Below are 26,663 nucleotides of genomic sequence, written 5' to 3'. Positions count from 1 at the left end.
TATCGTGGCGCGCATGCAGTCCTACACAATCGGCCAGGCCGCCCGGCTGCTCGGGGTGAGCCCGGACACCGCGCGGCGGTGGGCGGACGCGGGGCGGGTGGCGACCCGGCGCGACGAGAGCGGGCGGCGGGTCATCGACGGCAGGGACCTGGCCGCGTTCTCGGTGGAGCTGGCGCGCGGCGGCGCCGGCGAGGAGGACGCCCCCTCGTACACCTCGGTCCGCAACGCCTTCCCGGGGATCGTCACCGCCGTGAAGCTCGGTGACGTGGCGGCCCAGGTGGAGATCCAGGCGGGCCCGCACCGTCTGGTCTCCCTCCTGACCCGGGAGGCCGTGGAGGAACTGGGCCTGGAGGTGGGCATGGAGGCCACCGCCCGGGTGAAGTCGACGAACGTCCATATCGACACGGCCTGAGACGGTCCCCGACGACACCTCCGGACGAACGCACACGCCAACCCGATCCCCCGGCAGACCGGCTTGTGCGATGCCGCAGTGCACTTCCGGGTCGCATCTGCGCCAGTATGATCGGCGTATCGGAGGGGTGCCCTGCTCCCTCCTGGACGAGCAGAGGGAGTGGACCCGTGATGACCCGTTCCGCGCGCCGGCCCCGCCGGATGGTGCAGGTGGCCGGTGCGGGGGCCGCCGCGTTGCTGGCCCTGAGCGCCTGCTCCTCCTCGTCGGACTCCCCCAAGACGGCGGCGTCCGCCGCGTCGCCGTCGCCGAAGCCGTCCGGCACGGTCACCGTCTTCGCCGCCGCCTCCCTCAAGGAGAGCTTCACGGCCCTGGGCAAGGAGTTCGAGAAGGAACACCCAGGCACCAAGGTGTCCTTCAACTTCGGCGGCAGCGACACCCTCGCCGCGAGCATCACCGGGGGCGCCCCGGCGGACGTCTTCGCCGCGGCCAGCCCCAAGACCATGGCGATCGTGGCGGACAAGAAGGACACGGCCACCACCCCGGTGACCTTCGTGCGCAACCAACTGGAGATCGCCACCCTGCCGGGCAACCCGGACAAGGTCTCGTCTCTGAAGGACCTCACCAGGTCCGGCCTGAAGGTCGTCCTGTGCGACAAGACCGTGCCGTGCGGGGCCGCCGCGCAGAAGGCACTGGCCGCGAGCGGCCTGAAGCTGACACCGGTGTCGTACGAGCAGGACGTCAAGAGCGCCCTGAACAAGGTGGAGCTGAAGGAGGCCGACGCCGCGGTCGTCTACCGGACCGATGTGAAGGCGGCGGGTGACAGGGTGCAGGGCGTGGAGTTCCCCGAGTCGGCCAAGGCCGTCAACGACTATCCGATCGCCCTGCTGAAGGACGCGCCCAACGCCGAGACGGCGAAGGCGTTCATCGCGCTGGTGACCTCCGCCGAGGGCCGCAAGGTGCTGACCGAGGCCGGGTTCCTGCAGCCGTGACCCGGATCGACGCGTCCGGCACCGCGGCCGACACCCTGCTGGGCGGACCGCGGCGCGGACGTGTCCGCCGGCCCGGCGTTCCGCTGCCGCTGCTGCTCCCCGCGCTCGTCGGCCTGGCGTTCCTGCTGCTGCCGCTGGTGGCGCTGCTCGTGCGGGCTCCCTGGCACACCCTGCCCGACCAGTTGACCAGCGCGGAGGTGTGGCAGGCGCTGCGGCTGTCCCTGGTCAGCGCCACCGCGGCGACCGCCGTGAGTCTGGTCCTCGGGGTGCCGCTGGCCTGGCTGCTGGCCCGTACGGACTTCCCGGGCCGCGGATTCGTGCGGGCCCTGGTGACCCTGCCGCTGGTGCTGCCGCCGGTGGTGGGCGGTGTGGCCCTGCTGCTGGCGCTCGGGCGCAACGGCGTGGTGGGGCGGTGGCTGGACTCCTGGTTCGGGATCACGCTGCCGTTCACGACGACCGGTGTGGTGGTCGCCGAGGCGTTCGTGGCGATGCCGTTCCTGGTGATCAGCGTCGAGGGCACGCTGCGGGCCGCCGATCCGCGCTACGAGGAGGCCGCGACGACACTCGGCGCGTCCCGCTTCACCGCGTTCCGCCGGGTGACGCTGCCGCTCATAGCGCCCGGTGTCGCGGCCGGCGCGGTGCTGGCGTGGGCGCGGGCACTCGGCGAGTTCGGGGCGACGATCACCTTCGCGGGCAACTTCCCGGGCCGTACGCAGACCATGCCGCTGGCCGTCTACCTGGCCCTGCAGAACGACCCGGCGGCGGCGATCGCGCTGAGCCTGGTGCTCCTCGCGGTGTCGATCGCGGTCCTGGCGGGGCTGCGGGACCGCTGGATGACGGCGTCATGACCCACACCGACCGGACCACCCCGCGCAGCACCGCCACCGGCGTGCGCGGCGACGGCCTCGACGCGCGGATCGTCGTCGAGCGCGGTTCCTTCCGGCTGGACGTGGCGCTGGCCGCGGCGCCCGGGGAGGTGGTCGCGCTGCTCGGGCCCAACGGCGCCGGGAAGACCACCGCCCTGCGTGCGCTGGCCGGGCTGGTCCCGCTCTCCGGCGGTCATCTGCGGCTCGACGGGGCCGGGCTGGAGCGCACTCCCCCCGAGGCGCGCCCCGTCGGTGTCGTCTTCCAGGACTATCTGCTCTTCCCTCACCTGTCGGCGCTGGACAACGTGGCCTTCGGCCCGCGCTGCCGGGGCGCGTCCAAGGCCGAGGCCCGGGCGGTCGCCGCAGGGTGGCTGGAGCGCATGGGGCTCGCCGAGCACGCGAGCGCCAAGCCGCGCCGGCTCTCCGGCGGCCAGGCGCAGCGCGTGGCGCTGGCCCGGGCGCTGGCGACCCGGCCCCGGCTGCTGCTGCTCGACGAACCGCTCGCCGCGCTCGACGCCCGTACCCGGCTGGAGGTGCGGGGCGGGCTCCGCCGCCATCTGGACGGGTTCGAGGCGGTGGCCGTGCTGGTCACCCACGATCCGCTGGACGCGATGGTCCTGGCCGACCGGCTGGTGGTCGTGGAGCACGGCAGGGTCGTCCAGGAGGGCGCCCCCTCCGACATCGCCCGCCGTCCGCGCACCGACTACATCGCCCAGCTCGTCGGGCTCAACCTGTACCGGGGGACGGCGCAGGGGCACGCCGTACGGCTCGACGCCGGTTGCTCGATCACCACTACGGAGGACCTTTCCGGACCCGTCTTCGTGGCGTTCAGGCCGAGCGCGGTGACCGTGTACCGGGACCGGCCCGACGGCTCCAGCGCGCGCAACCTGTGGCGCTGCCGGGTGGCCGGGCTCCAGACGCACGGCGACCAGATCCGCGCCGACCTCACAGGTGAGCTGTCCCTGGCCGCGGACCTGACCACCGTCGCCGCCGCCGAACTCGGGCTGCATCCGGGCGCCACGGTGTGGGCCACGGTCAAGGCGGCGCAGACGCACGCCTATCCGGCCTGAGCGGCGGACCGGGCGTATCCGGCCTGACGCGCGGACCGGGCGTGTCCGCCCTGAGCTGCGGACCGAGACGTATCCGGCCTGACGCGCCGCCCGGAGACGGCCCGCGCATCCCGCTACCGTGGACCGGCCGGGACAGAATCAGCCATTCTCCACATTCCGCGAGGGCCGCCCATGAACCTGAGCATCCGCAACCAGATTCCCGGGACCGTCACGTCCATCACCCCGGGCGACGTCATGGCGGCCGTCAAGGTCAGGTTGAACGGGGGGCAGGACATCACGGCGGCGGTCACCGTGGAGGCCGTGGACGAGCTGAACCTCGCTCCGGGCGCCTCGGTGTACGCCCTGGTCAAGTCGACGGAGGTGGCGCTCGCCACCGAGGCGGTGGAGGGCGTTTCCATCCGGAACCAGCTGCCCGGTACCGTCGACCGCGTCACCACGGGCGGGGCCATGGCGTCGGTGAAGGTCACGATCGTGGGCGGGGCGCTCACGGCCGCGATCACCAAGGACGCCGCGGAGGACCTCGGTCTCCTGCCCGGTTCCTCCGTCGTCGCACTGATCAAGTCGACGGAGATCTCGCTCGCGACGCCCTGAGGGAACGTTCGCCACCCGATCATCGTCTACAGTTCCGTAGACGTCTACACGAATGTAGTCAGTAGCCGGGTGACGCCGCGTCGCGCCCGGTCTCCGCACCGGAAGGGCTCCCGACGATGGCCACCTCCTTGTTCCTGGGATCACAGCTGGCGGTGAACGTGCTGGACGCCCAGTCCCTGCTCGCCGCTTTCGGCGTGCTGGGCGTGGGGGTGGTGATGTTCGCGGAGACCGGCCTGCTGATCGGATTCTTCCTGCCCGGCGACTCCCTGCTGTTCACCGCGGGCCTGCTGTGCACCGGCTCAGGGCAGCAGGGGGTGAAACTGTCGCTGCCCGCGCTGCTGGTCGCCGCGGCCGTGGGCGCGCTCGCCGGGTCGCAGTGCGGTTATCTGCTCGGCCGCAAGGCGGGCGGTGCGCTGCTGACCCGCAGCCGCTCGGCCCGCCTGCACGAGGGTGCGCGCCGCGCCGAGGAGCTCCTGGAGCGGTACGGACACGCGAAGGCGATCGTCCTGGCCCGCTTCGTCCCCGTGGTGCGCACGGTGCTGAACCCGATGGCGGGCGCGCTCCAGGTGCCGGTGCGGACCTTCACCGTCTGGCAGGTGGTCGGCGGCCTCCTGTGGAGCCTCGGTCTCACCCTCGCCGGGTACGCGCTCGGCTCCTCGGTGCCGAACGTCGACAAGTACCTGCTGCCGATGGTCGCGGTGATCGTCCTGGTCTCCCTGATCCCGGTCGCCCTTGAGGTCCTGCGCTCCCGCCGGGCCGCGAAGGAGGGTGTCCGCGGATGACGTACGCCTTCGACGGTGCCCCGATCGACGGCTGGGCCTACACGGATGTGGTGGACCTGGCCCGCCGTACCCCCTCCTGGCTGGACGCGCCGATCTCCGCCTGGTCGACGTACGGGCTCGGGGTGTTCGCGGTGCTGATGGTCCTCGCCTGGTGGCGGGCGCGCCGCACCGGCGCCGGGGCCGCGCTGCTCGCCCTGGCGGTGCCGCTGCTGGTGGTGCTGGCCTACGCCGTGAACTCCGTGCTGAAACTGCTGGTCCGTGAGGACCGGCCCTGCCAGAGCCTGCACGTGGTCACGCTGGAGGCGTGTCCGGCGCCGGGCGACTGGTCGTTCCCGAGCAATCACACGGCGATAGCCGCGGCCGCCGCGGTCGCCCTGTTCCTCGTCTCGCGCCGGATCGGGTACGTCGCTCTGGTGGCGGCCGGTGCGATGGCGGTCTCCCGCGTCTGGGTCGGCGCCCACTACCCGCACGACGTGGTGGCCGGGTTCGTGGTCGGTGCGCTGGTGGCGTCGCTCACGATGATCCCCCTGAGCCGCCGCCCGGACGCCCTGGCCCACCGCCTGGCGACCACTCGGCTGCGTCCGCTGCTGGTGGCGTCCACGGCGGCCCGCCGGGACACCACCCCCGAGCGGACGGGCACTCCCACGTAGAGCCCGGACCATGCGTCACAGGTTTCCTGGTCGACCGCCCGGCGGGCACCACTGTCACAGCACCCTGCGCCGTACCAGCAGGCCCAGCACCAGCAGCCCTGGCAGCAGCGGCAGCCAGACCGTCAGCAGGCGGTAGCCGAGGACCACGGAGGCCACCGCTGATCCGGGTGCGCCGCTGAGCGAGAGGGCGAGGGCGAGTGCGGCGTCCAGCCCGCCGATACCGCCCGGGGTCGGCAACAGGACCGCCGCGCTGCTCGCCACGAAGTAGGCCAGCGCCACCCGCCCGGGTGGCACCGGAACGGCGAGGGACCGGGTCACCGCGATCACCACCAGCGCGTGCAGCGACGCGAAGGCGAGCGAGCCGCCCCACAGCGCCAGCGCCCGCCCGGGCATCCGGTGCACGGCCCGTACGTCCGCCAGTACCGCCCCGGCGGCACGGCGCACCGGCCCGATCAGCAGCAGCGCGAGCGCGGCGGCCACCAGGACCGCGGCCACCACCAGGACCGTGGAGGCGCGCGGCAGGCGCAGCAGCCCGGGCCCGGCGAGCGCGAGGACCGCGATCAGCGCGCCGCGTGTCATGCCTCCGGCTGTGGCCTTGACCGCGAGCGAGGTCGCCGAGCGGGTCACGGGCAGCCCGCAGCGGGTCAGGAAGCGCAGGTTGACGGCGCCCGCGCCGACGCCCGCGGGCAGCAGATGGTTGGCGGCGGACGCGGCGAACTGCACGGCCACCAGCCGCCCGCCGGGCAGCGCCTCGGGCACCGCCCCCTGCTGTGCGAGCGCCGAGCAAGCCCAGGTCGCCGTCGCGGCCGTCGCCCCGAGCAGCAGCCAGCCCGGGTCGGCACCGGTGAGCCGGTCCGCACCGGACGCGATCACCGGCCAGTGGCGCAGGGCGAGCAGGGCTGCGGCGGCGAGCACGGCGAGGGTGAGAGCCGCCTGCCAGTGGGCGCGGCGGCGCAGGAAGGCGGTCCCGGTCCGGGCGGCCGCCGCCACCCGGGTGTCCGGCGCCGCCTCGGTCGCCGTCGGAGGACTCATCCGCGTCCGCCCCTCGCCGTGGGCGAGACGAGGATGCGGACGCCGTCGACGGTGTACGCCTTCCAGCCGCGGGTGTACGACGGCGCGCGGCCGGTGGGGGTGCCCAGGTGGGCGACAGGGATGCGCCCTGCGGTGCTCGCGATGCCGGCGGCGGTGTCGTTGGCGTTGTGGCCACTGGTGGCGGCGGAGGCGCAGCCGGCGTAGAAGGCGATGGGGACGGCTTCGTCACCGGTGAGCAGGCAGGGCGGGCGGACCCCGAGTCGGTGCAGTTCGGCTGCGGTGCGGGACCAGCCGCGGTGGTCGGCGGTGGTGCGGGCCACCGTGCGGTGCAGCACCGCGAACTGGACCGCCAGATGCCCGGCGAGCCCGATCGCCACCAGCGTCGCGGTGACCGGGCGCCACCGGCCGTCCGGCCCGGTGACCAGGTGCAGGAGCGCGTCGCCGACGGGGATCGCGAGCAGGGCGTAGGAGGGGAGCAGGAAGCGCGGCGCGGCGTAGCCGATGAGGAAGAGGTACGGGAAGGCCGCCGTCGCCGCGCAGGTCAGGGGCACCAGGGTGCGGGAAGGGGGTGCCGGGCGGCGGGCCCGGAGTGCGACGGCCGCCGCGAGCACCGCGAGCAGGGGCAGCACGAACCACCAGGCGGTCACCGCCGGGTTGGGCAGTGGGCCGGAGCACGGGCGGCACAGGGCGCGCCCGCCGAGGCTGCGCAGCTGGTCGCCTATGGCGATGCTCCAGCCCAGACCGCCCTGTATCCGGGAGCCCTCGGCGAGACGGTGCGGGATGCCGCCGTAGTCGGCGTAGGCCTCGGCGATCCACTCGGCCGCGCCGGCGAGGAGCCCGCCCACCAGGGCCGACAGCAGCCGCAGTCGGCGCCACCGCGGGAAGAACAGCGCCAGGGCCAGCAGCGGCGCGGTGGTCCAGACAGCGTCGGTGGGCCGCATCCACGTCATCAGCGCCGCGCCCGCGGCGAGTCCCCACAGGGCCGCCCGGCCGGTGCTGTCGGCGTGGGCACGCAGGAAGCAGCCTGTGGCCGCCAGGGCGCCGATCGCGACCCAGTAGTTGGGCATGACCTGCGGGCCGTAGAACAGGGTCACCCACAGGCTCGCGAACAGGGCGCCCCCGAGGGCGAGGACGCGGGCCGGGAACAGTCCGCGCCAGGCGCGCAGCGCGACGAACAGGGCGGCGGAGGAGAGCACCGCCAGATAGACCCTGAGCAGTGCGGTGGAAGAGGACCACCAGGTGACGGGGGCGACCAGCAGGGATATGCCCCGCGCCCGGGGGGCGCTGAAGTACGCGGCGGGGGCGTGGGCGCTGATCTGGCTGACATAGACCGTCTCGTCCCAGCCGAGCCCCATGCCCGGCCGTACGAGGACGAGCTGGGCCAGCGCGAACGCGCCCGCGACCGCTGCGATCAGGCCCTGGCCGCGGTCCCGCCACGACATGCCGGCGACCGTCGGCGCTGCGAGCCGACGGACGCCTGCGAGCGTGGTGCGCGAGCTGTTGGCCATGACCCACCTCTCACCCCTACGGGCCGCAGGGGCATCACACCCTACAAGTCGTAGGGCTGACGATGGAAACCAGGAAAGAAGCAGGTAAAACACGGACAAGCTAACGCGTACGGCCAAGGGGTGCAGCGCGAAAACGGCGGTCACCCGGCCTCCCCGTGGGCGGTATTGCTCCGATGGAGTGAGTCGGGGCCGTGGCGGTACGCGGGGGCACGGCTCCGTCCCGCCACCGACAAGCCCCCTACGCGCTGTAAGGTTACGGGCATGGCCGGCAGAGGCCCTGGGGGCAGGGCGGAACGACGCAGCAGCGGTGAGCTGGAGAGCGAGGTGCTCGCGACACTGTGGGCCACCGAGGAGGCGCTCACCCCGGCCGAGATCCAGACCGAGATCGGCGGCGGCCTCGCCTACAACACCGTGCACACCATCCTCAAACGGCTGTACGACAAGGGGCTCGTGCTGCGCGACGTGGACGGGCGGCGCGGTGCGTACCGGCCCGCGAAGAACGCGGCCGAACTGACCGCCGAGGCGATGCACGAGGCACTGGACCGCGGCCCTGATCCGATCGCCACGCTCCAGCAGTTCGTCTCCGGTCTCAGCCCCGAAGAGGGACAGGCGCTGCGCGACCTGCTCGGCGGGGGCCCCCTCCCCGAGAGGGGTGGCGCATGAAGATCGACGTCTACGTCCCGCTCCTGCTGTCACTTCTGCTGGCCGCCATCGGCCCGCTGGTCGGCCGACGGGTGGCGCCCGCGCTCGCGGCCCGGGTGCTGACGGCCTCCGCCGTGTTCACCGCGGCCGCCACCGTCTGGTCGCTGGCGCTGCTGGCGATCACCCTGGTGGGCCAGGTGCCGCCGGTCGCCGCGGACGCCCGCGAGGACGGCCGTCGACTGCCGGACCCGGTACCGGAGGCGATCGCCGTCGCCGCGATCCTGGCTCTCGCAGGGGTGGCCCTGCGCGTGTACCGGACCGTCCGCACGGAACGCGTGACGCGCCGCACGCTGCGGGCACTGTGCGCCGGACAGCCGCCGGACACGGAACTGGTCGTCGCCGCCTCACCCGTGCCGCGGGCGTTCGCCATTCCCGGCAGTGGCGGCGCGCCCGGCCGGATCCTGGTCACCTCGGCGATGCTGAGCGCCCTGGAGCCGTCGGAGCGCCGGGTGCTGCTGGCGCACGAGCGGGCGCATCTGGCCCACCGGCACGCGTTCCTGTCGACGGCCGTGGCGCTCGCCGCGGCGGCCGATCCCCTGCTGGCGCCCGTCCGTACCACGGTGACGTTCCTGATGGAGCGGTGGGCGGACGAGCGGGCGGCCGACGTGGTCGGGGACCGCGGCACCACGGCCCGCGCCCTGGCGCGCGCCGCGCTCAGCGCCGGGCGCCGAGCTCCGGCGTGCGCGTTGGCCTTCACCGACCGCGCGGTCACCCGCCGCATCGCCGCCCTCCAGGCGGGGCCGCCCCCGCACCTGTGGCCGCTGGCCGCGACCACACTCGCACTGGGCGCCCTGCCCGCGCTGGGAGCGGCGGACGCCACGGGGGATCTGCTGCGACTGCTGGGGCACGCACTGGTGTGACACGACTCAACCCGTCAGGCACCTGACGACCCGTCAATGCCACGAATCGTCAACCCACAGAAAATTTCCAGGAGTTCAGCGGGCGGTGTCGCTCTCCCCCACCGGGCGGGCCGAGGCAGTCTCCCCGGGGGCCGCCTGGATCAGGCGCTGCGCCGACGGCTCGCCCGAGGAGGACTGCGCGGTGTCGCCGTCCTCCTTCATGGCCTTGGCCTCGCTCTTGAGGATGCGCATCGACTTGCCCAGCGCGCGAGCGGTGTCCGGGAGCTTCCTGGAACCGAACAGCAGGATGATGACGATCGCCACGATCAGCAGATGCCAGGGTTCCAGGCCATTGCGGAGCATCCCCGCCCACCCCTTCTCTTCCCAGGACCGGAGTGCCCGCCGGGCGCGCGGCACCACCTCAGATTATTGCTATATTGCGCAACTGTACAACCGTCAGGCGGCGCCGGCCGTCCCCTCCGTATGAGTCTCGCGGATGAAGGCGCAGCACGCCGGCCCCTCGGCCTCCCCCACACCCGCCTCCCTGCCCTCCTCGGTGGCGGCCGACGCCCGCTCCGCCGACGACGACCCGTGCGCCGACCTCTCGTACGGGTGTCAGAACGCTAGGGCCCGACCGCCTGGCCCGCCTTCGTCCAGTTGGCGTGCAGGCGGTCGAGGTAGGAGCGGGCCTGGGTGCCCGGGGCCGCTCCGCGCGCGAAGGCGAGCATGTTGCCCACGCCTGCGTTGTAGCCGAGGGCCAGCAGGTCGTCCTTGGTGTAGGAGGCGGGCCAGGTGGTGGGCAATTGCGCGGCCAGGTCGTGCAGGTACCAGGCCGCGGACTCGATGGCCAGGTCCCGGTCGTCGGGCAGGTCCTCCCAGCGGCGACCGGCGAAGTCCCGGCCCTGTTTGACCGCGTCGAAGGTGGCGCGGTGCATGTCGGCGATGCCGAAGGACGCATCCGGTTTGTACTTCTGCCAGGCCCGTTCCAGGACGGGATCGTGCGGTTTGTAGGCCTCGTTGTAGAGGATCGCCATCAGCAGCCGGGCGTCGATCCCCGCCTGGCGGGCCCGGGCCCGTACCTGCGGGGCGTAGTCGGCCGGGTCGTACGCCGACGCGCTCTTCGACGCGGACGCACTCGGAGAGGGGGAGGCGGATGACGGAGCGGGGGCGGGGGTGGACGCGTCGGCCGGGGGCGGCGCGCTGGACTGCGGGGTGCCGGCGGCGCGGACGATGACGTACAGGGCGAGGGCCAGCACCAGCAGGGGAAGCCACTTTCGCCGCAGCCGGGACTCGGCCATCTCTCGCCCCTCTCCCCCTGCGCCTTCGCACTCGGGGAACCGGCGGACACCCGACGCACCGTGTGCCCGTGCCGAACGTACTCCCGCCCCTTCTGCATCCGGCGCATTGAGGCCCGCGTGCGCGACAGTCGGTGGCGTGCGCGGGGCGCGGGCCCCGACGTCCTCTCCGGTCCCGCCGCCCGCATCGTCAGTCCTCGTAGTAGTTGTTGACCACGACCTCCGGTTCGTCGTCGTCGAACGCCTCGTTGAGCAGCGCCCCGCCGATCAGTCCGGCCGCGCCCGCACCGATGAGCGCGCCCGTGCCGAAGCGGCGGCCGCCCCCGTGCTGGTGATGGTCCGCGTACTGGTCGGGGTGGCCCTGCTGCGGATACCCCTGCTGCACGGACTGCGGGTAACCCTGCTGTACAGGCTGCGGATAGCCCTGCTGTACGGGCTGGGGGTAGCCCTGCTGGGGCGGGGTGTAGAACGGCGGCACCGTCGTCTGCACGCGCTGCGCACAGCCGCCGCAGGTCTGGATCTGCCGGGGCACGCCCCACTGCGGCGACCAGGTCACCGTCGTCGTGCCGGGGCCGTGGGTCGGGTCGAAGAAGCAGGTCACGGGGGAACTCCCTGGGGGTTGCGACGGCGTGGTGACCGCCTGCGGCTGCGGGGCGGTGGTGGGGGCGGACGGAAGCGACGGACCGGTCATCGCCGGGGACTTGGCGACGGTTACGGGCGGCACCGGGCTCGCGCTCTCCTTGAGCACGTTCACGCCGTAGTCGGCGGCGATGCCCGCCGCCCCGGAGGCGTAGCCCTGGCCGACGGCGCGGAACTTCCACTCCGCGCCGTGCCGGTACAACTCGCCGAAGACCAGGGCGGTTTCCGCGGACAGACCGGCGGTCGCGAGGTCGTAGCGGGCCAGTTCGGCGCCGCCCTCCTCGTCGACGACGCGGATGTATGCGCCGCCGAGGTGCTCGAAGGCCTGGCCGCGGGCCGGGGCGTCGTAGAGCGACACCAGGAAGACGATCCTGGTGACCTCATCCGGGACCCTATGAGGTCGACGTGGATCTGCTGGTCGTCACCGCCGGTCGGCCCGCCGCTGCCACAGTGGCGGACCGCCCCGTCCGGGCTGCTCAGGTTGTTGAAGAAGACGAAGTGCTCGTCGGACAGCACCTTGCCGCTCCGGTCGCACAGCAGTGCGCCGGCGTCCGGTTCGTAGCCCGTGTCCGCCTGCCAGCCCAGTCCCACCGTCACGGCGGTCAGGCCGGGGGCCTGCTTGCTCAGCGACACGTTGCCGCCCTTGGTCAGGGCCACACCCATCGACGTCCTCCACGGCCATGTCGTCGTCCGCGTCCACCATGATCGACGCTTCCGGACGCCAATCAGTTCCCGGATTGCGCAAGAGACAAAGCAAGCGAGGAGGACCGTCACCCGGGCGGACCCATGCGGGCCGCGTCGCAGGCGGACCAAGGGCGACGCGTGACTCACCCCAAATGACCGCGCAGCGCGAGGAGTTGAACAACCGTCGAACATGCCTTCGCGCACGGAGCGGCCGGCCGCCAAGTCGTGCGGGGACCTGATGCCGCGTCATCGGGGCGACGAGTGCGGCACATCGATGTCCGGACGCGCGCCCGCCCTGCGTCCATTCGTGGTCGGACTAGTACTGACGGGGGTGCTGCCGACCGGGTTACTTTTCGGCCCGCAGGCACCCGGAGGGAGTACGAGCTAGCTCCGTTGCCGTGTTCTGCGGTGGTGAGAGGCGGTCCTCGGGTTGAAGGTGATCACGTCACCGCTGCGATTTCCCGTGCCGACGTGGTGTCGGCCTTCGTGGTGGCGATGAAAGGACTACCTCTCATGCGAGCGACCCGGACCATGTTCGCCTCCGCGGCGATCGCCGCTGCCGTCGTGTTCTCCGCTCCCGCCGCGTACGCCCTGACGGTGCCCGAGCTTCGGGCCGCGGACGGCGGTTCCTACGGCGGCGAGGAGCACGGCGGCCACAAGGGCAAGGAGCACGGCCACCACAAGGGCGAGGAATCCAAGGACGAGGAGTACGGCGGCAGGGGCGAGGAATCCAAGGACGAGGAGTACAGCGGCAAGAGCGAGGAGTCCAAGGGCGAGGAGTCCAAGGGCGAGGAGAAGGGCGAGGAGAAGGGCGAGGAGCACGGCGGCAAGAGCGAGGAGTACAAGGCCGAGGACAAGGGCGAGGAGTCCAAGGGCGAGGAGAAGGGCGAGGAGGGCGACAACGCCAAGGGTGGGGAGTCGAAGGGCAAGGAGCACGGCCATTCGAAGGACAAGCCGCGCGGTGGGGTGAAGGCCGGTGGCGGCGCCCTGGCCATGGCCAAGCAGGAGGAGGGTGGCTGGTCGGGCGAGGACGAGCAGTCCTCGCAGGACGACGAGCAGGGCGGCGAGCGCGCCCATGGCGGATCGCGGTCGAAGGGCGACGAGGAGGAGGGCGCGAGCGGGAGCGAGGAGCGCGCCTCGAAGAAGCCCCGCGGTGGGGTGAAGGCCGGTGGCGGCGGGCTGGCGGAGTCCGGCAGCGGCCTGGCTGCGGGCTCGGTGCTGCTCCTCGGCGGCCTCGGCGCGGGGGCGTACATGCTGCGGCGCCGGGGCGCGTCGAGTGTCGCCGGTGCCTGATCGGCGGCCCTCGCCGGTTGCTGCGCGGTCGCGGCCGCCGTCGCCCTGGAAAGGGTGACGGCGTCCGCGGCTTCGGCACTTGTGTCGGCCGCTGCCGGCCCCTGAAGTCCGATCCTCACCCCCGTCGATGAAGAGGCACTGTCCGATGGCCCTCTCGCAGCCCACCCCACCGGATCGGCCGCGGAGCGGAGCCGCGCCCCGCCGTACCGCCGGCCGAGCACTGCTGTGGCCGGCCGTGGCGGTGGGGGTGGGCGTTCTGCTCATCCACAACTCACTGACCGGCACTCCTGCGGACCCCAAGCCGGGGGCCCCGCCCGCGGTAGCCGTCTCGCCCGCGAATCTGGACCCTCCGGTGGACGCCGCTCCGCCCGAGGACGCCGCCCCGCCGTCGGCCGTCACCCCGGTGGCTCCGCGGCCGGACGCCACGGCGAGTCCGCAGAAGCAGGGGCTGCCGCGGTCGGCGCCGAAGCGGATCGAGATTCCGCAGATCGGAGTGGACGCGCCGTTCACGGAACTCTCCCTGGGGGCCTCCGGGCACCTCAACCCGCCGCCCGGGAGCAACACCAACCTGGTGGGCTGGTACCGGGGCGGCGCCTCGCCGGGCGAGCGGGGCACGTCGATCGTGGTGGGGCACGTCGACACCAAGACCGGCCCGGCGGTGTTCGTCCTGCTGCGCACCCTCAAACCGGGCAGCAAGGTGGACATCACCCGCGCGGACGGCACCATCGCCAGGTTCAAGGTCGACTCGGTCGAGACCTTCAGCAAGGCCGGCTTCCCGGACAACCGTGTGTACGCCGACGCTCCGACCCCTCAGCTCCGGCTGATCACCTGCGGCGGCGACTACAACCGCAGCGCTCACGACTACGAGGCCAACGTGGTGGTGTTCGCCCATCTCGCGTCGGTCAAGCGCCCCGCGGCATGACCACGCGGCGGGGCGGACGGGCGGCCCGGGACACCTGGTGACCGGTCGTCCGTGACGCGCCGCTGTCCGCGCCCGCCCTCGGCCCGGCGCGGACAGCGGCGCGCGCCGGCACGAGGGAGCGCACTCCCGGACGAAGGATGTAGCGGGCTGCACCACGAGCTGTCCGGTCAGGCTCTCTCCGGCTGCGGCCTTCCCCGCTTCTGCAGGAGACCGAAGCCCGATCCGAGCGACACGACTCCCATTCCCGCGGCGGCCATGAGTCCCTGGGTGCCGTCGACGGCGACGGCGCAGAACGCGGCGACGGCGCCGTTGAACAGGAACAGGAACCACAGCACCGGCCGCGAGGCGAGGAAGAACGCGGTCTGCTCGGCCACGCGGGCGCCGAGGCGCTCGGCGGTGGCGATGTCGGGTGGCGGCGGAACCGCACCGTCTGCGGCGCGTGGTCGCCGCGCGACCGGCCCCACCCTTCCGAAAGAACAGACCAGGAAAAAGAGTCATGCGAGCAACTGTCATTCACGCCCCCGGTGACATCCGGGTGGAGGACGTTCCCGAGCCGGAGATCATCGAGTCGACCGACGCGATCATCCGTACCGTCGTCACCTGTGTGTGCGGCTCGGACCTGTGGGCCCTACCGCGGGGTGGAGCCCGTGGAGGCCCCCCACCCGATGGGCCACGAATACGTCGGCATCGTGGAGGAGGTCGGCAGCGAGGTCACCTCGGTGAAGCCGGGGCAGTTCGTCATCGGCTCCTTCGCCACCTCCGACAACACGTGCGCGAACTGCCGGGCGGGCTACCAGTCCAACTGCGTGCACCGCGAGTTCATGAGCACCTGCCAGGCCGACTACGTGCGCATCCCCAACGCGCAGGGCACCCTCGTCGCCACCGACGAGCACCCGGCCGAGGGCTTCTGGCCCAGCCTGCTGGCGCTGTCGGACGTCATGGGCACCGGCTGGTGGGCCGCCAAGGCCGCCGAGGTCAGGCCCGGCTCCACCGCCGTGGTGGTTGGTGACGGCGCGGTGGGCCTGTGCGGTGTGATCGCCGCCAAGGAGCTCGGCGCCGAGCGGATCATCGCCATGAGCCGGCACGCGAGCCGGCAGAAGCTGGGTTTGGAGTTCGGCGCCACCGACATCGTCACCGAGCGCGGCGAAGAAGGCATCGCCCGCGTCAAGGACCTGACCGGCGGCGTCGGCGCCGACAGCGTCCTGGAGTGCGTCGGCACGCCCGAGGCTATGCAGCAGTCCCTGCGCTCGACTCGCCCGGGCGGCAACGTCGGCTTCGTCGGCGTCCCGCACGATGTCGCGATCGACGGCCAGGAGCTGTTCTTCTCCCACGTCGGTCTGCGCGGCGGCCCCGCTCCCGTGCGCGGCTACCTGCCCGACCTCATCCAGCGGGTCTTCGAAGGCCGTATCAACCCCGGCAAGGTCTTCGACCTCACCCTGCCCCTGGAGCAGGTCGCCGAGGGCTACAAGGCGATGGACGAGCGCCGCGCCATCAAGACCCTGCTCAAGCCCTGAGCCCGTCCTGCCCCCAGTCCACTCGTGGGCGTGCGCCCGTTCCCCCGTCAGCGCTCACGCCCGCGAGGCCCAACGCCCCGTTGTACGGCCGCGGCCCAGCCGCCGACTCGGCGGTGTCGCTCCAAGACCCGCGCCCCCAACCAAGAAGGAGACGTGCCGATGACGACCTGGACGAACGACGAACTCGACCGCATCGGGCACGCCGACGAGCTCGAGATGGCGCCCCTGCGCAGCGACGGAACGCCGCGCAAACCGGTGCCGATCTGGGTCGTCCGCGACGGCGACGACCTCTACGTCCGCTCCTACCGGGGCAGCGCCGGCTCCTGGTACCGCGCGGCCCGGGCGAGCCACGCCGGCCGCATCCGCTCCGGCGGCGTCGCCAAGGACGTCAGCTTCGTCGAGGTCACCGACACCGACGTCAACGACCGCATCGACGCCGCATACCGCGCCAAGTACGGCCGTTACGGGGCCGGTTACGTCAGCCCGATGGTGGCCTCGCGGGACACGACCCTCAAGCTCGTCCCGACCGGCTGACCCCGACCGAGGCGAACCGCCCGAGGAAGCCCACCGGTTGCCGCGCGTCGACGGCCTCCAGCGGGCTGAGGAAGAAGCAGGTCTGCCTGGGCTGGGCTCCTGGCGAGGCCGGAGTGGCCGCCGAGCCCGGCTCGGCGGCCGCCCTCCTCGCGCCGCTCCTACGCGGCGAGGCGTTCCGCCACGGCCTTGGCCTTGGCGGCCGCCTCCCGGAGGGCGCGGTCACGGGAGTCCTCGAAGAGGGGCACGAGTTCGGCCATGGCGGGGTTGTGCGGGGCCATGGTCAGTTCCGGCACGATGAAGTCGACGTCGAGGCCGAGAGCGTCGGCGAGGACCGCCGTCAGGTAGTTCTGGACGTACTCGTAGGACTCGCGGGGGGTGCCCGGCGCGTAGGAGCCGCCGCGGCTGGCCACGACGGTGACCGGGGTGCCCTTGGCGGAGGGGGTGTCGCCCGCCGTACGGCCGATCAGGATCACGTTGTCCAGCCACGCCTTCAGGGTCGACGGGATTGTGTAGTTGTACATCGGGGCGCCGATGAGGACCGCGTCCGCCTGCTCCAGTTCCTCGATCAGCTTCACGCGGGCGGCGAATTCGGCCGCCTGCTCGGCCGTGTGCGCGGCGGGATCGGCGAAGCCGGCTGTGTGGGCGGCCGCGGTGATGTGGGGCACGGGGTTCGCCGCCAGGTCACGGTAGATCACCGTGCCGTCGGGGTGCTGCTCCTGCCAGGCCGAGCGGAAGGCGTCCGTGACGGCGCGGGAGGCGGACGCCTCGCCCGGGAAGACGGATGAGTCGATGTGGAGCAGGGTGGCCATGAGTGTCTCCAAAGAACGAGCCCGGAGCGAAACACGGGCGGGCTGAGGTTTTGTACCCAACTACATATAACACAGGTACTTACTTTTTCTCACTCGCCTACGGTGAGGTAGTACCCTGATCCCATGGCGGTGGAGCAGACCCATGACCCGGATGCGTGCAAGCGCGTGGACGACGGCATCACGCGCGTCTTCCAAGTGCTCGGAAAGCGCTGGAACGGCCCGATCCTGTCCGTCCTGATGGGCCGCCCGGCGCACTTCGCCAACCTGCGCCGGGCCATCCCCGGCATCAGTGAACGCATGCTCTCCGACCGGCTCGCGGAACTCGGGGCCGCGGGGCTCGTCGTGCGCGAGGTCGACGAAGGACCGCCGCTGCGGGTCTCGTACCGCCTGACCGAGGCCGGAGCCGCACTGGAGCCCTCGCTCAAGGAACTCGGCGAGTGGGCGCAGAAACATCTGCCGGACGCAGCGCCCTGCGGGGAGTAGGGGAAGAGCGGCGGCCTTCACTCGATCGCCCGGCAGTGCCCTGGTACGGTCCTGGACCGCGCACCCGCCGGCTCGGCATCCGCCGGCTCACGAGGGCGGTTCCGTCCCGGCCTGCTCGCTCACCATGTACCGCGCGTACCAGTCCGGCCAGTTCGGATCCTCCGCACCGATGCGCGCTTCGTGCTCGCCGTGGGCTGCCGCCGCCCGCCGCAGGGCGCTCGCCAGATCCTCGGCCGAGGAGAACCAGGTGGTCGCGGGATCCAGCCGTCCCGGAAGCCGTGTGGTGACCTCCTGAAGGGACCATAAGTCTCTGACGTCCCTCCTGTACTTGTCCTGTCCATGCCATCGTCCTGCCCGGTGCGGCCTGTTCCCGCGTGTCCTGTCCGTTGGCCCCTGCGGACCGGACGACAGCCCGGGACGCGCGGCCGTGCGCGCTGCGCTGGAACGTCGGACTCGATCCGGGCCTCCGCCACGTGCCGCTCCCCCGGCTTCTCTTCGTCCTGGAGTGCTGGCGTGTTGCGGATCAGGGCCCGGCACCCGGGCGTCGGTGCCGGCGTGGTGGAAGACGCCGCCGGCGTCGTGAAACACATCGCTCACCCCCGCCACCGTCGTCAGGGCGATCGTCGCGGCGGCGACCGACCCGAAGCCGAAGCTGCGCTACACCGCCGGTTCACTGGCCCGACGCGCCAGCGCACCCCGAAGGCGGGCCGCCCTGAACGCCGATCACGGCTGGGCTCGTAAGGGCACCGGCCGGGCATCCCGGCGACACCGATACCCACACGGCTGCTGATGCCTTTCGGACGGCGCCCTTCGTGATCCGCCGGCGGCGAAGTGGGCGAGCGTCCACGTGTGGCCTGATCGAACGCGTGTCTACGCTGGAACACGGCACAGCCCGTTCGCCGAGGACCGGGCGAAGGACTTCTACACGGCGCTGGGCTGGAGGCTCGACGCGGACCTCGCCTTCGACGGGGACTTCCGGGGGTGGTGCAGGTGACCCCTCCGGGTTGAGTTCGCGCTCAGGGGCTACTACGGCACCTTGCAGACGCAGATGCGGCTGTAGATGCAGATGAGATGCAGGGACACTCCCTCGTGGCAGCTGCCGAGGCGCAGGGTGATGGCCGGATCGGCGAGCTCGTCCGGGCCGGCTGGATGAGCCTCTGGGAAACCGCGCACCCGCCGCCGGGGGTAGATGCCGAGGAGGCCACGGCCTTCCTCGCGCACGGCATGCTGATCAACACCCTTACGACCGTCGGGCTTCCCTCCGGTTGCAGGGAGGGAAGCCGGTAAGGCCGTCGGTCCTGCTCCTGGTGCCGGGAGGGAAGGTGGTAAGGCCGTCGGTCCTGCTCCGGGTGCCGGGAGGCAAGCTGGTAAGGCCGTCGAGCCTGCTCCGGGTGCCGGAGGTGGGCGTCAGCCCCTCGGGCCCATCAGTCGCCGGGCCCACTCGAAAAGGTGATGCGTCAGCGCACGCCTGCCGCATCGAGCAGGGTGGCCACCGTGGGGGCGATGAGCCCGGTGAGGTTGTCGGCTCCGATCCCCGCGCGGGCGCTGGCGCCGTCGAAGACCAGGCTGAGCTGTCGGGCCAGCAGGTCGGGATCATCCGCTCCGCCCTGTTCGGCCTCGGCCCGGAAGAAGGCCGTCAGGTTTCCCTTGACCCGGTGGGCCACCCGGCTCGCAGGGTGACTCCGGTCCTTGAGCTCGATCTGCACCGCCAGATACCGGCAGCCCCGGAACTCGGGCGCACCCGCCTGCAGTTCCACCTGCTCGAAGACGTGCAGGATCCGCTCGCGGGGTGAACGGCCATCGTCCGCCGCGGGCAGGAGTGTCGCCACGAAGGCGGAAGCCCGTTCCTCCAGGCTCGCCGCCAGGAGCTCGTCCTTGCTCTCGAACAGCTGGTACATGGAGCGCTTCGACACCCCCGCCGCCTTGCACAGCGCCTCGATGCCGATGCTGACGCCGTCGCGGTAGGTGAGTGTGGCCGCCGCCTCCAGGAGCCGCTCTCGGGGACTTGCCTTCACTTCGGTGCCCATACCGTGAGGTTAACCCGATTCGGGAGAAATATAAACCGATCGGTTTACTACCTCGACCGGGACGTCTGGCCCGAGGGTCGGCGACGGCCCGGGGGGACAGGCACCGTCGCCGAGCCCTGAGTGTGTGCGTGTCGCGCCCGCGGGCGGCGCTCACGGGGGCCACCCCGCACCGTGGCCCCGTCCGGAGTGGATCGCGGGTCCGCTACGTCAGGGCGGCGGTCTTCTCGGGCTTCGTCGCGGCGGGGATGCGGTGCAGCCCCCTGCGGTCGCACCAGCCCGTCACGCCGAATCCGAACAGCGCAGCCGCCGCGAGGCCGGCGGCCATCATCACCCTGCCCCGGGTCAGACCGGCTTCGGCCCGCGCGTCGTAGTAGAGGATCGAGCGGACACCGCCGAATGAGTCCGGCCGCAAGGTGGCACCCCGTCGGAAGGAGCGTCATCTCAGAGGAAATAGCAGGTCAGCGGTTCTTCGCAGCGGGCTCAAGAATCGCCACGCACTCCACGTGATGCGTCATCGGAAACAGATCGAACGCCCGCAGCGTCCGCACCCCGTACCCGCCCTCCCGGAAGTACGCCAGGTCCCGTGCCAGGGCGGCCGGGTCGCAGGCGACGTAGGCGATCCTGCGTGCGCCCAGCGAGGAGAGGTGGGCGACCGTCCCGCGGCCCGCGCCTGCCCGTGGCGGGTCGAGGACGATCAGGTCGACCTCCGTGATGCCCGTGCGCGGCAGGACCGACTCGACCTTGCCCTGTTCGATGCGGACGCGCGGGAAGTCGGCGAGGTTGTGCCGGGCGTCCTCGACCGCGCGCCTGCCCGACTCGATGCCGAGCACCGCGCCCTTCTCGCCGATCCGGTCGGCCAGCGCGCCCGCGAAGAGGCCGACACCGCAGTACAGGTCGAGCGCCATGTCGCCCTTGCGCGGCAGCAGGCCCTGCATCACCGCCGTGACCAGGGTGTCCGCCGCCTTGGGGTGGACCTGCCAGAAGCCGCCGGCCCCGACGCGGTGCGTACGGCCGTCGGCGCGTTCGCGGACGAAGGGGCGGCCGTGGACGCGGTGGATGCCGCCCGTCTTCTCGTCCACGCGCAGGACGGAGACCGGCTTGTCCAGTTCCACCAGCGGCAGGCGCGCGCCCGGCTTCGGGGTCAGGATGACCTGGCGGTCCTGGGAGCCCGTCGCCGCGATCGCCTCGACGGAGTCCATGCCCGTCCAGTCCCGCTTCTCGATGCCCAGCTCGCTGACGCCCTCGGCGGCGATCAGGCAGTGGTCGATCGGCTCCACCTCGTGCGAGCGGTGCCGACGCAGGCCCGCCCTGCCGGAGGCGTCCACCGCGTACTGCACCCGCGTACGCCACTGGGGCACCTGGCCGGCGGGCAGCTTGTCGCCCTCGGCCGGCACCACCGTGCCGTCCCAGCCCGCCTCCTCGGGCGTGAGACCCGCGAGCCGGCTCAGCTGCTCGGCGATCACCTCGGCCTTCAGCCGGCGCTGCGCGCCCGGCTTGGCGTGCTGCCAGTCGCAGCCACCGCAACGGCCGGGGCCGGCGTAGGGGCAGGGGGCCTCCACGCGGTCCTTCGACGCCTCCAGCACGCGTACGGCGTCCGCGCGCAGGAAACGGGCTCCCTCCTCGCCCTCGGTCACCCGCGCCACGACCCGCTCGCCGGGCAGTGCGTGCCGGACGAAGAGGACCTGACCGGCGTCCGTACGGGCGATGCAGTGGCCGCCGTGGGCGACGGGGCCGATCTCGACCTCGTACTCCTCCCCCACCAGCGACTTCTTCGGTTCTGCCTGCATGGGGGGCGACTCCAGATCCAGATGCGGGGAAGGGGCGCGAACACGACGACGGCGCGTCAACGGCTCGGCCGGACAACAGCCCACCAGTCTACGTGGGTGCCGTCCGGCCGTTCACCATGGTGGGCGGGACTCAGCTCTGCGAGGCCTGGGACGCCTGGGATGATGAGGACTCCCGCGTCCGCTCCTGAGCCGGACCGCGCCGCACCGCACCCGGCGCGTTCCACTCCTGCCGCTTGCGGGCCCGCCGCTTGGCCGCCTCGGAGGACGCCAGCTGGTACGGCACCGAGGTCACCATGATGCCCGGCGTGAACAGCAGCCGGCCCTTGAGCCGCAGCGCGCTCTGGTTGTGCAGCAGATGCTCGTACCAGTGGCCCACCACGTACTCGGGGATGATCACGGAGACGGCGTCGCGCGGGGACTCGCGGCGCAGGCCCTTGACGTACTCGATCACGGGACGGGTGATCTCCCGGTACGGCGAGTCGAGGACTTTCAGCGGTACGTCGATGCCGCGCCGCTCCCACTCCTCCCTCAGCGCCTTCGTCTCCGCCGGGTCGACGTTGACGCTGAGTGCCTCCAGGCTGTCGGAGCGCAGCAGTTTGGCGTAGGCGAGTGCGCGCAGCGTGGGGCGGTGGATCTTGGAGATGAGGACCACCGAGTGGACCCGGGAGGGGCGCACGCTGTCGTCGCTGGGGCCCTCGGGCGCGGCGAGCTCCTCGGCCACGCCGTCGTAGTGGCGGCGGATCGCGGTCATCGTCACGTAGAAGATGCACATGCCCAGCAGGGCGACCCAGGCGCCGTGCGTGAACTTCGTGACCAGGACGACCACCAGCACCAGGCCGGTGAAGAAGGCGCCGAAGGCGTTGATGGCGCGGGAGCGGATCATGTGGCGGCGCTTGAGCTGGTCCTCCTCCACGGCCAGGTGGCGGTTCCAGTGCCTCACCATGCCGGTCTGGCTGAGCGTGAAGGACACGAACACGCCCACGATGTAGAGCTGGATCAGCCGGGTCGAGTCGGCGCCGTAGATGAAGATCAGCAGCGTCGCCGCGCCGGCGAGGAGCACGATGCCGTTGGAGAAGGCGAGGCGGTCGCCGCGGGTGTGCAGCTGGCGCGGCAGGTAGCGGTCCTGGGCGAGGATCGAGCCGAGCAGCGGGAAGCCGTTGTAGGCGGTGTTCGCGGCGAGGAACAGCACCAGCGCGGTGGCGGCGGCAAGGACCACGAACAGGAAGCTGCCCTTGCCGAAGACGGCCTCGGCCACCTGCGAGATCACCGGGTTCTGCACGTATCCGGAGCCGAGCGGGCTGCCGTTGTGGATCAGGTCGGTGGCCGGGTTCTCGGCCATGCGGACCTTGGTCGTCATGGCGAGGACGATGATGCCGCAGAACATGGTGACGGCGAGCAGGCCCATCATCGCGAGCGTGGTCGCCGCGTTCTTCGACTTGGGCTTGCGGAAGGCCGGGACGCCGTTGGAGATCGCCTCCACGCCGGTGAGCGCGGCGCAGCCGGAGGAGAAGGCGCGCAGGAGGAGGAAGACGAGCGCGAAGCCCGCTATGCCCTGGTGCTCGGCCTTGATGTGGTAGGCGGCCGTCGGCGCCCGCATGGTGTCGTCCAGGACCAGCCCGCGGAACGCGCCCCACGCGATCATGATGAAGACGCCCGCGACGAAGACGTAGGTCGGGATCGCGAACAGCGTGCCGGACTCCTTGACGCCGCGCAGGTTCATCAGCGTGAGCAGCAGGACCACGGCTACCGCGCAGAACACCTTGTGCTCGACGACGAACGGGATCGCGGAGCCCAGGTTCTCGATGCCGGACGAGATCGACACGGCGACCGTGAGGACGTAGTCGACGAGCAGGGCGCTGGCTACGGTGAGGCCGGCCTTGGGGCCGAGGTTGGTGGTGGCCACCTCGTAGTCGCCGCCGCCGCTGGGGTACGCGTGCACGTTCTGCCGGTAGGAGGCGACCACCGTGAACATGAGCACGACGACGGCGACGGCGATCCAGGGGCTGAAGTGGTAGGCCGACACGCCCGCGATGGAGAGGACCAGCAGGACTTCTCCGGGCGCGTACGCGACGGAGGAGAGCGGGTCGGAGGCGAAGACGGGGAGTGCGATGCGCTTCGGCAGGAGCGTTTCTCCGAGCCGGTCGCTGCGCAGTGCGCGCCCGATCAGGATCCGTTTGGGCACGTCGGTCAGTTTGGACACAAGAGAGGATCGTAAGGGGTCGTTCGGGCCCCCCTCCACCCGCCGGAGGAGATCTGCCTCACGAGTGAAATACGCGCGGGGGCGCGCTGCGGATTCCGCAGGTGAGGAGTTCGGCATGCCTCCATGACAAAACCCTCTCGGCTGCCGGCTCTCAGGTCGCCCGCACGACGGGTCCGGCATGGTGCACGGGGGTCCCCTGCAGGACCGCGCGTGTGTAGCTTGGGCGGCGGTCTGAGAACCTGTTTGGACTGAGTCGTAACCATTGACATCGGAAGGACGGTCGTGCACATCGTCATCATGGGCTGCGGAAGAGTGGGCTCCGCTCTGGCCCAGACCCTTGAGCAACAGGGGCACACGGTCGCCGTGATCGACCAGGACCCCACCGCCTTCCGACGACTGGGCTCCGGGTTCGGCGGCCGTCGTGTCACCGGCGTCGGCTTCGACCAGGACACCCTGCGCGAGGCGGGCATCGAGGAGGCCGGCGCCTTCGCCGCCGTCTCCAGCGGCGACAACTCGAACATCATCGCGGCGCGGGTCGCCCGTGAGATGTTCGGCATCGAGAACGTCGCGGCCCGGATCTACGACCCCCGCCGCGCCGAGGTGTACCAGCGGCTCGGCATCCCGACCGTCGCCACGGTCCGCTGGACGGCGGACCAGATGCTGCGGCGTCTGCTGCCGTCCGGTGCGGAGCCGCTGTGGCGCGACCCCACCGGCGGCGTCCAGCTCGCCGAGGTGCACGCGTCGCCGAAGTGGGTCGGCCACAAGATCAGCAAGCTGCAGGAGGAGACCGGCGTCCGGGTGGCGTTCCTCACCCGGCTGGGCGAGGCCATGCTGCCCACCTCGCAGACGGTGCTGCAGGAGGGCGACCTCGTGCACGTGATGATGCGGACAGACGACGTCGAGAAGGTCGAGTCGGCGTTCGCCGAGGGCCCTGAAGAGGAGAGCGGTCACTGATGAGGGTCGCTATTGCCGGTGCCGGCGCGGTCGGTCGCTCGATCGCGGGCGAACTGCTGGAGAACGGCCACGAGGTCCTTCTCATCGACAAGGCGCCGACCGCGATCTCGGTCGAGCGCGTCCCGCAGGCGGAGTGGCTGCTGGCCGACGCCTGTGAGATCACGTCCCTGGACGAGGCGGCGCTCCAGCGCTGCAACGTGGTGATCGCCGCGACGGGCGACGACAAGGTGAACCTGGTCGTGTCGCTGCTGGCGAAGACGGAGTACGGCGTCCCGCGCGTCGTCGCCCGGGTCAACAACCCGAAGAACGAGTGGCTGTTCAACGAGGCGTGGGGCGTGGACGTGGCCGTGTCCACCCCGCGCCTGATGTCGGCGCTGGTGGAGGAGGCGGTGAGCGTCGGCGACCTGGTCCGCCTGCTCCGCTTCAGCCATGGCGACGCGAACCTGGTCGAGCTGACCCTGCCGCCCGAGTCGGCCCTGGCCGGTACGCAGGTGGGCGATGTGCAGTGGCCCGAGGACACGTCCCTGGTGACGATCATCCGCGGCACCCGGGTCCTGACCCCGTCCCAGGAGGACTCCCTGGAGGCGGGCGACGAACTGCTCTTCGTGGCGGCCCAGGCACGCGAGGGCCAGCTGGAGGAACTGCTGTCGGTGCGCAAGGAGGACGCGGCGGGCTAGGCCGAGAGGGCGCGGGCCTCGGGTGCGCCCGGCATGTCCGGCGCACTCCTGAGTGACGCGCCGTCGAGTGGCGCAGTGGTGCACCCCTCAGTGGGCGGCCCGATGGCCGGGGTCGGCGACATCCAGCCCGTCCGGGGGCTGCCCGCCTGCCCGCAGGGGGAATTCGAGGACGAGGCCGTTCGGGCCGCAGCGGGAGTCCGGCGGCGGCAACCCCCGGACGGCCACCCCATCACCGGGGACTAGGCCTCCCGGCGGTGCCGCCCGGCCCCTTCGCTCTTGGCGGCAGCCGCCTGCGCGGCCTCCTCCGCCTCCATCTCCGCGAACACGTCGATCGGCGCGGGCGCCTTCGCCAGGAACACCCACGTCAGCCACACGGCGAGCAGGAAAGGCGGGATCTTCAGCGCGATCAGTACCCAGCCCAGTTGGGCTGTGTTCGCCCACCAGTACAGGGGGAACAGGATCGCGCACTTGCCGAGCAGGATCAGCCCCCAGGCCCAGCTGGCCTTGGCGTAGGCCCTCTTACGGCCCGGGTTGCGCGTGCGCCAGGAGAGGTTCTCCTTGAAGACCGGGCCGAGGATCAGGCCGATCAGCGGGACCCCGGCGAGCGTGGTGATGATGTACGCGAGGCCGAGGCCCAGCGTGTAGAGCATGCCCGGCAGGTAGAAGTCCTTCGCGTTGCCGGTCATCATCGCGAAGACCACGCCGAACGCCACGCCGAAGACACCGCTGAACGCGTGCTTCACGGTGTCCCGCATGGCGAGGCGGACCACCACCAGCAGCAGGGACACCGCGAGCGCGACGATCGCCGACCAGTGCAGGTTCTTGTTGATGGTGAAGATCGTGACGAAGAACAGGCCGGGCACCACGGTCTCGACCATGCCGCGGACCCCGCCGAACGCCTCGAAGAGCGCGGCCTCGGTCACCGCCCGCGAATCATGCTGGGCGCCTTCGGTCGGCTTCTCGAGTGACGTCACCGGCTACTCCCGTCCGAGCGGTCTGAGTTCGTACTTGGGGTTGAACAGCACTCTGCGGCCCCGGCTCATCGAGATCCGGCCGGACGCGATCAGCTTGCGTCCCGGCTCTATCCCGACGATCGAGCGCCTGCCGAGCCACACCACGTCCAGCGCGGCCGAGCCGTCGAACAGCTCGGCCTCCAGCGCCGGGACACCGGCCCGGGGGCGCAGCGTGACCGTGCGCAAGGTACCAGTAACCGTGACGATCTGCCGGTCGTGGCAGTCGCCGATCCGCGTACAGCCCGCGGTCTCGGCGTCCTCCCGCAGTTCCTCGGACTCCAGATCCTCCTGCGACGAGGAGAGCCGGTCCAGCATGCGCCGGAGGCGGCCCACCGGCTTCTCGGAACGAGAAACAGCGCTCATACAGAAAGCGTACCGGGGGGCGCCGGCA

General features: G+C 71.9%; 28 protein-coding genes and 3 pseudogenes. 18 read left to right on the top strand and 13 right to left on the bottom strand.

Translation table 11 applies throughout. The features are described from left to right. Positions 1-13: 13 nt before the first annotated feature. The 7 genes from ACFYZE_RS12925 to ACFYZE_RS12895 all read left to right on the top strand — a co-directional run bounded on the left by ACFYZE_RS12925 (position 14) and on the right by ACFYZE_RS12895 (position 5,360). The gene (locus ACFYZE_RS12925; protein ID WP_103839208.1) at positions 14-412 is read left to right on the top strand and encodes a molybdopterin-binding protein; all 399 of its coding nucleotides are present in this window, start codon (positions 14-16) and stop codon (positions 410-412) included. A 170-nt stretch (positions 413-582) separates the two neighbouring features. Then, complete coding sequence (modA, locus tag ACFYZE_RS12920; RefSeq protein ID WP_388991782.1) at positions 583-1,401, top strand: molybdate ABC transporter substrate-binding protein; 819 nt, start codon at positions 583-585, stop codon at positions 1,399-1,401. 5 nt (positions 1,402-1,406) lie between these two features. Beyond that, a complete protein-coding gene (gene modB / locus ACFYZE_RS12915) occupies positions 1,407-2,249 on the top strand; it encodes a molybdate ABC transporter permease subunit (RefSeq protein ID WP_388992415.1) in 843 nt (280 codons plus the stop codon). After that, a complete protein-coding gene (locus ACFYZE_RS12910; protein WP_388991779.1) occupies positions 2,246-3,337 on the top strand; it encodes an ABC transporter ATP-binding protein in 1,092 nt (363 codons plus the stop codon). Before modB ends, ACFYZE_RS12910 begins: the two co-directional genes overlap by 4 nt. 171 nt (positions 3,338-3,508) lie before the next feature. After that, positions 3,509-3,928, top strand: coding sequence for a molybdopterin-binding protein (locus tag ACFYZE_RS12905; RefSeq protein WP_388991776.1), 420 nt, complete (start codon positions 3,509-3,511; stop codon positions 3,926-3,928). Positions 3,929-4,044: 116 nt separating this feature from the next. Continuing rightward, entirely contained in the window at positions 4,045-4,710 is a 666-nt protein-coding gene (locus ACFYZE_RS12900; RefSeq protein ID WP_388991773.1) for a DedA family protein, read from the top strand. Continuing rightward, complete coding sequence (locus tag ACFYZE_RS12895; RefSeq protein ID WP_388991770.1) at positions 4,707-5,360, top strand: phosphatase PAP2 family protein; 654 nt, start codon at positions 4,707-4,709, stop codon at positions 5,358-5,360. The genes ACFYZE_RS12900 and ACFYZE_RS12895 overlap by 4 nt, the downstream gene beginning before the upstream one ends. Before the next feature lie 54 nt (positions 5,361-5,414). On the opposite strand, the gene ACFYZE_RS12890 is transcribed toward ACFYZE_RS12895, so the two are convergent. Then, positions 5,415-6,392 (bottom strand): YbhN family protein, encoded by a 978-nt coding sequence (locus ACFYZE_RS12890; protein WP_388991766.1) that lies wholly within the window; start codon positions 6,390-6,392, stop codon positions 5,415-5,417. Then, the gene (locus ACFYZE_RS12885; protein WP_388991763.1) at positions 6,389-7,900 is read right to left on the bottom strand and encodes a hypothetical protein; all 1,512 of its coding nucleotides are present in this window, start codon (positions 7,898-7,900) and stop codon (positions 6,389-6,391) included. Before ACFYZE_RS12885 ends, ACFYZE_RS12890 begins: the two co-directional genes overlap by 4 nt. 261 nt (positions 7,901-8,161) lie before the next feature. Between ACFYZE_RS12885 and ACFYZE_RS12880 the strand changes: the two genes are divergently transcribed. Both ACFYZE_RS12880 and ACFYZE_RS12875 read left to right on the top strand, forming a co-directional pair. Then, positions 8,162-8,563: a BlaI/MecI/CopY family transcriptional regulator gene (locus ACFYZE_RS12880; protein WP_388991760.1), complete on the top strand. Its 402-nt coding sequence runs from the start codon at positions 8,162-8,164 to the stop codon at positions 8,561-8,563. Further along, positions 8,560-9,462 (top strand): M48 family metalloprotease, encoded by a 903-nt coding sequence (locus ACFYZE_RS12875; RefSeq protein WP_388991757.1) that lies wholly within the window; start codon positions 8,560-8,562, stop codon positions 9,460-9,462. Before ACFYZE_RS12880 ends, ACFYZE_RS12875 begins: the two co-directional genes overlap by 4 nt. Positions 9,463-9,537: 75 nt before the next feature. On the opposite strand, the gene tatA is transcribed toward ACFYZE_RS12875, so the two are convergent. The 3 genes and pseudogenes from tatA to ACFYZE_RS12860 form a co-directional block, all read right to left on the bottom strand. After that, entirely contained in the window at positions 9,538-9,804 is a 267-nt protein-coding gene (gene tatA / locus ACFYZE_RS12870; RefSeq protein ID WP_388991754.1) for a Sec-independent protein translocase subunit TatA, read from the bottom strand. Between the two features lie 260 nt (positions 9,805-10,064). Beyond that, positions 10,065-10,739, bottom strand: coding sequence for a lytic transglycosylase domain-containing protein (locus ACFYZE_RS12865; protein WP_388991751.1), 675 nt, complete (start codon positions 10,737-10,739; stop codon positions 10,065-10,067). Positions 10,740-11,481: 742 nt separating this feature from the next. Further along, a pseudogene (locus ACFYZE_RS12860) lies at positions 11,482-12,038 on the bottom strand (TerD family protein); the annotation flags it as partial. Between the two features lie 534 nt (positions 12,039-12,572). On the opposite strand from ACFYZE_RS12860, the gene ACFYZE_RS12855 reads away from it, so the two are divergent. Further along, positions 12,573-13,352 carry a hypothetical protein gene (locus ACFYZE_RS12855; protein WP_388991748.1) on the top strand — a complete coding sequence of 260 codons (780 nt, stop codon included), beginning with the start codon at positions 12,573-12,575 and terminating at the stop codon, positions 13,350-13,352. 145 nt (positions 13,353-13,497) lie between these two features. Beyond that, on the top strand, positions 13,498-14,274 hold the full coding sequence (locus tag ACFYZE_RS12850; RefSeq protein WP_388991745.1) for a class F sortase: 777 nt from the start codon (positions 13,498-13,500) through the stop codon (positions 14,272-14,274). A gap of 167 nt (positions 14,275-14,441) precedes the next feature. Here ACFYZE_RS12850 and ACFYZE_RS12845 read toward each other — a convergent pair whose 3' ends face one another. Further along, positions 14,442-14,738, bottom strand: a complete 297-nt coding sequence (locus tag ACFYZE_RS12845) for a hypothetical protein (RefSeq protein WP_388991742.1) — start codon at positions 14,736-14,738, stop codon at positions 14,442-14,444. A 32-nt stretch (positions 14,739-14,770) separates the two neighbouring features. Between ACFYZE_RS12845 and ACFYZE_RS12840 the strand changes: the two are divergent. Together ACFYZE_RS12840 and ACFYZE_RS12835 are read left to right on the top strand one after the other, a co-directional pair. After that, a pseudogene (locus ACFYZE_RS12840) lies at positions 14,771-15,788 on the top strand (zinc-dependent alcohol dehydrogenase family protein). Between the two features lie 159 nt (positions 15,789-15,947). Next, entirely contained in the window at positions 15,948-16,322 is a 375-nt protein-coding gene (locus tag ACFYZE_RS12835) for a DUF2255 family protein (protein ID WP_388991740.1), read from the top strand. A gap of 158 nt (positions 16,323-16,480) precedes the next feature. Here the strand turns inward: ACFYZE_RS12835 and ACFYZE_RS12830 are convergent, their stop codons facing one another. Further along, complete coding sequence (locus tag ACFYZE_RS12830; protein WP_388991737.1) at positions 16,481-17,131, bottom strand: FMN-dependent NADH-azoreductase; 651 nt, start codon at positions 17,129-17,131, stop codon at positions 16,481-16,483. A gap of 123 nt (positions 17,132-17,254) precedes the next feature. Between ACFYZE_RS12830 and ACFYZE_RS12825 the strand changes: the two genes are divergently transcribed. Further along, the gene (locus tag ACFYZE_RS12825) at positions 17,255-17,614 is read left to right on the top strand and encodes a winged helix-turn-helix transcriptional regulator (protein WP_388991734.1); all 360 of its coding nucleotides are present in this window, start codon (positions 17,255-17,257) and stop codon (positions 17,612-17,614) included. Between the two features lie 1,089 nt (positions 17,615-18,703). Further along, positions 18,704-18,901: a hypothetical protein gene (locus ACFYZE_RS12820; protein ID WP_388991731.1), complete on the top strand. Its 198-nt coding sequence runs from the start codon at positions 18,704-18,706 to the stop codon at positions 18,899-18,901. Between the two features lie 170 nt (positions 18,902-19,071). Here the strand turns inward: ACFYZE_RS12820 and ACFYZE_RS12815 are convergent, their stop codons facing one another. The 4 genes and pseudogenes from ACFYZE_RS12815 to ACFYZE_RS12800 all read right to left on the bottom strand — a co-directional run bounded on the left by ACFYZE_RS12815 (position 19,072) and on the right by ACFYZE_RS12800 (position 23,628). After that, positions 19,072-19,641 (bottom strand): TetR/AcrR family transcriptional regulator, encoded by a 570-nt coding sequence (locus ACFYZE_RS12815; RefSeq protein ID WP_388991728.1) that lies wholly within the window; start codon positions 19,639-19,641, stop codon positions 19,072-19,074. Between the two features lie 202 nt (positions 19,642-19,843). Next, positions 19,844-20,032, bottom strand: a pseudogene (locus ACFYZE_RS12810) (ABC transporter); the annotation flags it as partial. A gap of 67 nt (positions 20,033-20,099) precedes the next feature. Then, complete coding sequence (locus ACFYZE_RS12805; RefSeq protein WP_388991725.1) at positions 20,100-21,428, bottom strand: class I SAM-dependent RNA methyltransferase; 1,329 nt, start codon at positions 21,426-21,428, stop codon at positions 20,100-20,102. Between the two features lie 130 nt (positions 21,429-21,558). Next, positions 21,559-23,628 carry an APC family permease gene (locus tag ACFYZE_RS12800; protein WP_388991722.1) on the bottom strand — a complete coding sequence of 690 codons (2,070 nt, stop codon included), beginning with the start codon at positions 23,626-23,628 and terminating at the stop codon, positions 21,559-21,561. A gap of 282 nt (positions 23,629-23,910) precedes the next feature. Between ACFYZE_RS12800 and ACFYZE_RS12795 the strand changes: the two genes are divergently transcribed. The 3 genes from ACFYZE_RS12795 to ACFYZE_RS12785 are packed head-to-tail and all read left to right on the top strand — an operon-like array spanning position 23,911 to position 25,502. Further along, positions 23,911-24,582, top strand: coding sequence for a potassium channel family protein (locus tag ACFYZE_RS12795; protein WP_388991719.1), 672 nt, complete (start codon positions 23,911-23,913; stop codon positions 24,580-24,582). Beyond that, on the top strand, positions 24,582-25,259 hold the full coding sequence (locus ACFYZE_RS12790) for a potassium channel family protein (RefSeq protein ID WP_388991716.1): 678 nt from the start codon (positions 24,582-24,584) through the stop codon (positions 25,257-25,259). Before ACFYZE_RS12795 ends, ACFYZE_RS12790 begins: the two co-directional genes overlap by 1 nt. Before the next feature lie 33 nt (positions 25,260-25,292). Then, a complete protein-coding gene (locus ACFYZE_RS12785; protein WP_388991713.1) occupies positions 25,293-25,502 on the top strand; it encodes a hypothetical protein in 210 nt (69 codons plus the stop codon). On the opposite strand, the gene ACFYZE_RS12780 is transcribed toward ACFYZE_RS12785, so the two are convergent. Both ACFYZE_RS12780 and ACFYZE_RS12775 read right to left on the bottom strand, forming a co-directional pair. Next, positions 25,499-26,233: a DUF3159 domain-containing protein gene (locus ACFYZE_RS12780; protein WP_388991710.1), complete on the bottom strand. Its 735-nt coding sequence runs from the start codon at positions 26,231-26,233 to the stop codon at positions 25,499-25,501. The genes ACFYZE_RS12785 and ACFYZE_RS12780 overlap by 4 nt on opposite strands. 3 nt (positions 26,234-26,236) lie before the next feature. Next, entirely contained in the window at positions 26,237-26,635 is a 399-nt protein-coding gene (locus ACFYZE_RS12775; protein WP_388991707.1) for an OB-fold nucleic acid binding domain-containing protein, read from the bottom strand. Positions 26,636-26,663: the final 28 nt, after the last annotated feature.

It is taken from the genome of Streptomyces sp. NPDC001796 (genome assembly GCF_042892355.1).
Taxonomy (GTDB): Bacteria; Actinomycetota; Actinomycetes; order Streptomycetales; family Streptomycetaceae; genus Streptomyces.
This window is presented reverse-complemented; position numbering and strand designations above follow the sequence as displayed.

Coding starts and splice junctions, on each gene's coding strand:
- ACFYZE_RS12775 (WP_388991707.1), bottom strand. CDS start 26,635: ATGAGCGCTGTTTCTCGTTCCGAGAAGCCGGTGGGCCGCCTCCGGCGC.
- ACFYZE_RS12825 (WP_388991734.1), top strand. CDS start 17,255: ATGGCGGTGGAGCAGACCCATGACCCGGATGCGTGCAAGCGCGTGGAC.
- ACFYZE_RS12835 (WP_388991740.1), top strand. CDS start 15,948: ATGACGACCTGGACGAACGACGAACTCGACCGCATCGGGCACGCCGAC.
- ACFYZE_RS12875 (WP_388991757.1), top strand. CDS start 8,560: ATGAAGATCGACGTCTACGTCCCGCTCCTGCTGTCACTTCTGCTGGCC.
- ACFYZE_RS12830 (WP_388991737.1), bottom strand. CDS start 17,131: ATGGCCACCCTGCTCCACATCGACTCATCCGTCTTCCCGGGCGAGGCG.
- ACFYZE_RS12910 (WP_388991779.1), top strand. CDS start 2,246: ATGACCCACACCGACCGGACCACCCCGCGCAGCACCGCCACCGGCGTG.
- ACFYZE_RS12925 (WP_103839208.1), top strand. CDS start 14: ATGCAGTCCTACACAATCGGCCAGGCCGCCCGGCTGCTCGGGGTGAGC.
- modA (WP_388991782.1), top strand. CDS start 583: ATGACCCGTTCCGCGCGCCGGCCCCGCCGGATGGTGCAGGTGGCCGGT.
- tatA (WP_388991754.1), bottom strand. CDS start 9,804: ATGCTCCGCAATGGCCTGGAACCCTGGCATCTGCTGATCGTGGCGATC.
- ACFYZE_RS12805 (WP_388991725.1), bottom strand. CDS start 21,428: ATGCAGGCAGAACCGAAGAAGTCGCTGGTGGGGGAGGAGTACGAGGTC.
- ACFYZE_RS12815 (WP_388991728.1), bottom strand. CDS start 19,641: ATGGGCACCGAAGTGAAGGCAAGTCCCCGAGAGCGGCTCCTGGAGGCG.
- ACFYZE_RS12785 (WP_388991713.1), top strand. CDS start 25,293: ATGTCCGGCGCACTCCTGAGTGACGCGCCGTCGAGTGGCGCAGTGGTG.
- ACFYZE_RS12855 (WP_388991748.1), top strand. CDS start 12,573: ATGCGAGCGACCCGGACCATGTTCGCCTCCGCGGCGATCGCCGCTGCC.
- ACFYZE_RS12885 (WP_388991763.1), bottom strand. CDS start 7,900: ATGGCCAACAGCTCGCGCACCACGCTCGCAGGCGTCCGTCGGCTCGCA.
- ACFYZE_RS12895 (WP_388991770.1), top strand. CDS start 4,707: ATGACGTACGCCTTCGACGGTGCCCCGATCGACGGCTGGGCCTACACG.
- ACFYZE_RS12850 (WP_388991745.1), top strand. CDS start 13,498: ATGGCCCTCTCGCAGCCCACCCCACCGGATCGGCCGCGGAGCGGAGCC.
- ACFYZE_RS12865 (WP_388991751.1), bottom strand. CDS start 10,739: ATGGCCGAGTCCCGGCTGCGGCGAAAGTGGCTTCCCCTGCTGGTGCTG.
- ACFYZE_RS12900 (WP_388991773.1), top strand. CDS start 4,045: ATGGCCACCTCCTTGTTCCTGGGATCACAGCTGGCGGTGAACGTGCTG.
- ACFYZE_RS12790 (WP_388991716.1), top strand. CDS start 24,582: ATGAGGGTCGCTATTGCCGGTGCCGGCGCGGTCGGTCGCTCGATCGCG.
- ACFYZE_RS12905 (WP_388991776.1), top strand. CDS start 3,509: ATGAACCTGAGCATCCGCAACCAGATTCCCGGGACCGTCACGTCCATC.
- ACFYZE_RS12890 (WP_388991766.1), bottom strand. CDS start 6,392: ATGAGTCCTCCGACGGCGACCGAGGCGGCGCCGGACACCCGGGTGGCG.
- ACFYZE_RS12880 (WP_388991760.1), top strand. CDS start 8,162: ATGGCCGGCAGAGGCCCTGGGGGCAGGGCGGAACGACGCAGCAGCGGT.